Annotated in this window: 5 protein-coding genes and 1 pseudogene; 5 read left to right on the top strand and 1 reads right to left on the bottom strand. The window is 45.2% G+C overall.

All coding sequences use genetic code 11. The annotated features are described in order from the left end of the window. The first annotated feature begins 278 nt into the window (after window positions 1-278). Window positions 279-1,097, top strand: a complete 819-nt coding sequence (locus DXA18_RS15205; RefSeq protein WP_243007164.1) for a PD-(D/E)XK nuclease family transposase — start codon at window positions 279-281, stop codon at window positions 1,095-1,097. 577 nt (window positions 1,098-1,674) lie between these two features. Here the strand turns inward: DXA18_RS15205 and DXA18_RS15200 are convergent. Further along, on the bottom strand, window positions 1,675-2,205 hold the full coding sequence (locus DXA18_RS15200; protein WP_009247529.1) for a helix-turn-helix domain-containing protein: 531 nt from the start codon (window positions 2,203-2,205) through the stop codon (window positions 1,675-1,677). A gap of 448 nt (window positions 2,206-2,653) precedes the next feature. Between DXA18_RS15200 and DXA18_RS15195 the strand changes: the two genes are divergently transcribed. From DXA18_RS15195 to DXA18_RS15180, 4 genes and pseudogenes are all read left to right on the top strand, one after another. After that, on the top strand, window positions 2,654-2,842 hold the full coding sequence (locus tag DXA18_RS15195) for a transcriptional regulator (RefSeq protein ID WP_009247528.1): 189 nt from the start codon (window positions 2,654-2,656) through the stop codon (window positions 2,840-2,842). Next, the gene (locus DXA18_RS15190) at window positions 2,843-3,934 is read left to right on the top strand and encodes a site-specific integrase (RefSeq protein ID WP_009247527.1); all 1,092 of its coding nucleotides are present in this window, start codon (window positions 2,843-2,845) and stop codon (window positions 3,932-3,934) included. It abuts the gene before it with no gap. Further along, window positions 3,924-4,258, top strand: a pseudogene (locus DXA18_RS15185) (plasmid mobilization protein). Before DXA18_RS15190 ends, DXA18_RS15185 begins: the two are co-directional and overlap by 11 nt. Then, on the top strand, window positions 4,248-5,402 hold the full coding sequence (locus tag DXA18_RS15180; RefSeq protein ID WP_009247525.1) for an AAA family ATPase: 1,155 nt from the start codon (window positions 4,248-4,250) through the stop codon (window positions 5,400-5,402). The pseudogene DXA18_RS15185 and the gene DXA18_RS15180 overlap by 11 nt, the downstream one beginning before the upstream one ends. Window positions 5,403-5,706: the final 304 nt, after the last annotated feature.

Genomic DNA, 5,706 nt, shown 5'->3' with positions numbered 1-5,706 from the left:
TCCGACTCCCGTGCATTCGCCTTCGCTGCCGCGATGCGCCGGACGCAGGAAAAGCGAGGGGCTTTCCCGCCGGGCACCGCGACCGCTCATTATATGCACGGAGATTGCTAAAATGGGGCGCTGCCCCAGACCCCGGCCACTCCGCGCAAGCCGCAGGATTTTGCCCTTTCGGCGGGGAAAATACAAGTCTTGAATGTTTACCGGCTTTCTTGTAAAATATATATATAGCAAGATGGTTGATACCTTCTTGTGAGTCGAACAGGAGGTGGTCTTCACCGATGAATCAGGAAGAAACGATGCTTAAGCATAAGGAGAGATACAAGAAAACGATTAAGAATCTGACCGTGATGAGCGATATTTTCGCGCGGAATGTATTCAAGGATAAGAAAGCCTGCGAGTACGTTCTTAGAATCATCATGGAGGACAAGGATTTGACCGTCATCGACAATGAGACGCAGGTGGATTTCAGAAACATGCATGGCAGGGGCGTCGTGCTGGACTGTGTGGCAAAGGATGGAAGCGGACGCATCTTCAACGTCGAGATACAGCAAGACGATGAGGGGGCGCACCCGAAACGTGCCAGATACAACCTCGGGATGATGGATTCCAACGTGCTGGATACGGGAAAGAACTTCGATAAGCTCCCGGAAACCTACGTGATATTCGTCACGTTGAAAGACGCACTGGGGCACGGACTTCCGATAGCCCATATCGACCGGATAATCCGCGAGAACGGCAAGGAGTTCGGGGACGAGGAACACTTCATCTACGTGGATTCGAGCAAGGACGATGGCGGCGAGCTTGGAAGACTGATGCACGATTTCCGTGTGAAGGAAGCGAAAGAGATGCAGGCGGGAGCATTGAAAGACCGCGTGCACGAACTGAAAGAGACCGAGAAAGGAGTGGAGCATATGTGCAAGGAAATGGAAGCCCTGCGTCTGGAAGGCGTGGAGGAAGGAAGACTGGAAGAGAAAAGAGAGAATGCCAAAAGCATGGCGGAAGACGGCATGACGGTAGATAGAATCGCAAAAATCTTGAAAGTGAACGCCCAGATGGTGCAGGAGTGGCTTGCAGGTAGCGTTTCTACGGCAAGATAGATAACCACTTAGACGGCTTTACGGTTTTACGACTCTGCGGGTTTCTGGCTCGCAGGGTTTTTGAAAACAGGTAAATAATTTTGTTAATGAAAAACTCGTTACCAATGGGGACATAACCCAGTTGATAACGAGTTTTTTGTTTTGAAAGACGATAGTTTTGATTGCACACTGATTGCACACCTGCGTATTTTTTTGTTGTTTTATAGGTTGCTATATTGCCTTATATTGCCGGAAAATCGCTTATTTTTCGGCATATGGAAGGTTGTCGAAATCGAGTTTGAATAAATCGAGTTGCTTAAAAAAGCCAGTGTTTATGCGGGTTTCAGCGATTTCGATTAGTCTTTTGATAACAAATTGATAACAGTCATAGCAAGTGCCATTATTCTTGTTATCCAGTGGTTTATGGGTAACGGAACAATTAACAGGTGGCTTGCAGACTAAAGTTCGGAGCTTGGCTCTGAACAAATTCCATATTATAAACTAAGCCCTTAGCTGTGGTTAATAACCATAGTTAAGGGCTTTTTTGTCGTTGCCAAAGCATCTGTAGGGAGCTGCCAGTGGCAGGTCCTGTAGGTGCTTATTTATCTTTCAAGTGGTCTTTGAATGCTTCCACGAGAGCGTCACTTAATTCCTGTGATGGAACTTTTGCCCAACGCTGTGTGGTGTCGAACTCTGGATAATGGTAACGCCAGTTATCGTATTCTTCTCTGTTGATTTCTTCGGAAGATAGCTTGTCTGCCTGTTCTTTCCAAGCATACAGCATTTTGAGGAGTTCATATGCTTCTCTGCCTTTGTCCTTGTTGACCTTTAAGCATACCTCTCCGTCTGCTTCACTGACAGTAAGACCGTAAATATCTTCAAGGGTAAACAGAGTGTGCATAAGACCGATATAGCTGTCTATGTCAGGAACATCAAGAGCCTGTGGAGAAACATCAAGCACCTGTGCCAATGCATTTGTAAGGTCTGCTTTCGGTTTGCGTGTACCAGTTTCGTACTGTGCCAAACGCACATCAGCACTCTTTTCTGGAAAACCGATTGCTGTACCGAGATACTTTTGTGTCATACCACGCATTAGTCTGAAAAAATGTATTCTTTCGCTGATAGCCATAATGATACGCTCCTTTTATATTTAGTGAAATAAGTATAGCAGAAATGTTTAGTGGAAGTCAAGAAAAACCGAAACAAAAATGTTTAATATTTTCTTTGCAACCACTTGACAATAGCAAATATGTTTAGTAAAATAAATTACGAATTAAACAAATATGCTTAATGCGACAACTGAATGACCGTCCGAAAAGCCAAACCGCCAAGACCTCGTCGGAGCAAGTTCCGTATCGTTCGCTTGTGTGCAAGCACAAAAGCTCATTCGCTGCACTGCTCCTCCTCTTCCCCAAAAGTCTCCGACTTTTCGGGAACCCCTATACGAGCGAGCGCCTGATGTACTGCGGTGCATTGGGACAGCACAGCGCCTGCCGACAAGCAGGAGTGCCTGTTGGAACTTTAACACGGAGAAAGCGGCAAGCAAAAAATTATTTTAAGAAAGGAAGAAAAAGGATATGGAAAACAGATTTATCCGAGCCGAAGATGTGGCTCAGGAACTAAACGTATCAAAACCTTATGCATATAAACTCATCAGACAATTAAATGAGGAATTGAAAGCAAAGGGCTTTATTACGATTGCAGGGCGTGTAAATCGCCAGTATTTTTACGAAAGGCTCTACGGAGCAGGAAAGGGGGAAATGTAAATGCCGGTATTTAAGAATGAAGATAACGGTACTTGGTATGTGATGGCAAGGTATGTGAACTGGAAAGGGGAACGCAAGCAGAAATGCAAGCGTGGCTTTGCTACCAAACGAGAAGCACAGGAATGGGAAAGAATGTTCAAATTGCAGACTTCTTCAGACCTTGATATGAGTTTTGAAGCCTTTACGGAGCTTTATATCAATGATGTGAAGAACCGTTTGAAGGAAAACACGTGGCTTACCAAAGAGCATATCATACGCACAAAGATACTTCCGTATTTCGGGAAACTGAAAATCAGCGAGATTTCCACAAAGGAGATTATTACTTGGCAGAATGAAATGCTTGCCTATCGTGATGAGAAGAAAAAGCCTTATTCACAGACGTATCTGAAAACGCTGCACAATCAGTTGTCCGCCATTTTCAATCACGCTGTCCGCTACTATGAACTGCGTTCCAATCCTGCGGCAAAGGTGGGAAATATGGGACGTGAGGAACACAAGGAAATGCTGTTCTGGACAAAGGAAGAATACAAGAAATTCTCTTTTGAGATGATGGACAAGCCTGTTTCCTTTTATGCGTTTGAAATGCTTTACTGGTGCGGTATCCGAGAGGGCGAGCTGTTAGCTTTGACTCCGGCAGATTTCAACTTTGATAAGGAAACAGTCACAATCAATAAATCCTATCAGCGTTTGAAAGGGCAGGATGTGATTACTTCTCCGAAAACGAAAAAGAGCAACCGCACGATTAAAATGCCGAAGTTTCTGTGTGAGGAAATGAAAGAATATCTCGGTATGCTTTACGGATTGAAGAAGAAAGACCGTATCTTTACGGTGACGAAAAGCTATCTTCATCACGAGATGGACAGAGGGGCAAAGGCGGCAGGCGTGAAGCGTATCCGCATTCACGATCTCCGTCACAGCCACATTTCACTCTTGATTGATATGGGCTTTTCTGCGGTGGCGATTGCTGACCGAGTTGGTCACGAAAGTATTGATATTACTTATCAGTACGCACACCTCTTTCCGTCAAAGCAGATTGAGATGGCAGAAAAATTAGATGATTTAGGGAAAGGAGATTTTGAAAATGTCAGCTAAGAACAGAGATAACAAAAATCGTTGGAGGAATATCACAGTAGGGTTTCGAGTATCGCCCGAAGAAAACGAACTCATTAACAGAGCTGTAGCTCTATCAGGATTGCCAAAACAGGAGTATTGTTACCGCCGTTGCTTAAATCAGGATGTGGTGGTACAGGGCAATCCGAGAGTGTATAAGGCGTTGAAAACGGAATTTGCCACAGCCTTGCGGAACTGAAAAGGATTGAAGCAGGAAAAGGTGTGGATGATGAACTGCTGAGTGTAATAGAACTGATTTCCATTATTCTCGGCGGTTTGAAAGGAGAGGATGCGAATGGAGAATAAAAAAGAAATGACTATTCCAAATGTATCTGCGGCAACAGATGCGGAACAGTCACTTTCCAAATGTACTGACAATAGTATAGTCAATCAGGATACGGATTTCAAGGGGTACGAGCAATCTTTTGAAGAAATGCAAAGGGAAATACTCAGACAGTTAGACCCTTCCTATCTGAAAACAGTATCAATGACAACGCTGTATGATACGGTGTTTGAGGTTCAGACACCACTTATCGACGGTCTGCTCCAAAGGGGAACTTACCTTTTCGTAGGTTCCCCGAAAGTGGGAAAGAGCTTTATGATGGCACAGCTTGCCTATCATATCAGCACAGGCACACCGCTTTGGGAGTATAAGGTGCGTAAGGCAACGGTGCTTTATTTTGCCCTTGAAGATGATTACCCACGTTTGCAGAAGCGATTGTTTCAGATGTTCGGTGCAAAGGAGACAGGCAATCTGTATTTCGCAACGGAATGTAAAACGGTCAATGGCGGACTGGAAGAACAGATAAGAGGGTTTATGAGGGAACACCCAGACACAGGCTTGATTATCATAGACACCTTAAAGCGTGTGCGTGAAGCAGGCGGAGCAGATTACAGCTACGCAAGTGATTATGATGTTGTGGCAAGGCTGAAAGCGTTGGCAGACAGTTACAAGGTTTCAATGCTTATTGTTCATCATACACGCAAACAAAAATCGGAAGATATATTCGATATGATTTCAGGCACGAATGGTCTGATGGGTGCGGCAGACGGTGCATTTGTTCTCAGTAAGGACAAGCGTACTTCCAACAATGCCACACTTGATGTTGCTGGCAGAGACCAGCAGGATATGAAAATCCATCTTGTAAGGGACAGCGAGCGATTGGTGTGGAACTTTGCAAAATCGGAAACGGAGATGTGGAAAGAACCGCCCGAACCTCTGCTTGAGAAGATAGCGGATACGCTCTTTTCGGAAAGTGACAGATGGGAAGGAACTGCTTCGGAACTTTGCGAAAGGCTTGCGGTGGATATAAAGCCGAATGTACTTTCTTTAAGGCTCAGTATCAACGCAAGCAGGCTGTTTCGTGATTACGGTATCCGTTATCAGAACAGCCGCACACACGACGGAAGAAAGGTTTCACTTTGGAAAGAAACCGAGCAGACGGCGTGACAAACGGTGTCAAAGGTGTCAATGTTTTTGAGAGCAGCACGCTGTGAAAAACATTGTCACCATCGTCACACTTTGACACCGGATAAAGTTTAGGGGAGTGTGCAGAGAGTGCCTTTTCAAAGGCGGCTCTTTTGGTCTCGCCTGCTGGCTCGGTCGGTTCGCAGGCGTGTGTGCCACCGGCACACGCTCACCCCTCGGAGAGCCTTCGGAGCGCAAAACCTGTTTACAGGTCGCATTTTTGATGGGTGTACCCGTCAAAAGTGCTTTTGCGTTACTTTTGACAAAAGTAACAAACCTGAGAATG

Origin of the sequence: Dorea sp. AM58-8, from assembly GCF_003464045.1 — a bacterium.
Taxonomy (GTDB): domain Bacteria; phylum Bacillota; class Clostridia; order Lachnospirales; family Lachnospiraceae; genus Claveliimonas; species Claveliimonas ammoniilytica.
The sequence above is the reverse complement of the archived record's forward strand: the minus strand, read 5'-3'. Positions and strand labels throughout refer to the sequence as shown.

Bases quoted from the DNA above. Each gene is read 5' to 3' on its own strand.
- DXA18_RS15195 (WP_009247528.1), top strand. From the start codon at position 2,654: ATGGAAAACAGATTTATCCGAGCCGAAGATGTGGCTCAGGAACTAAAC.
- DXA18_RS15190 (WP_009247527.1), top strand. From the start codon at position 2,843: ATGCCGGTATTTAAGAATGAAGATAACGGTACTTGGTATGTGATGGCA.
- DXA18_RS15200 (WP_009247529.1), bottom strand. From the start codon at position 2,205: ATGGCTATCAGCGAAAGAATACATTTTTTCAGACTAATGCGTGGTATG.
- DXA18_RS15205 (WP_243007164.1), top strand. From the start codon at position 279: ATGAATCAGGAAGAAACGATGCTTAAGCATAAGGAGAGATACAAGAAA.
- DXA18_RS15180 (WP_009247525.1), top strand. From the start codon at position 4,248: ATGGAGAATAAAAAAGAAATGACTATTCCAAATGTATCTGCGGCAACA.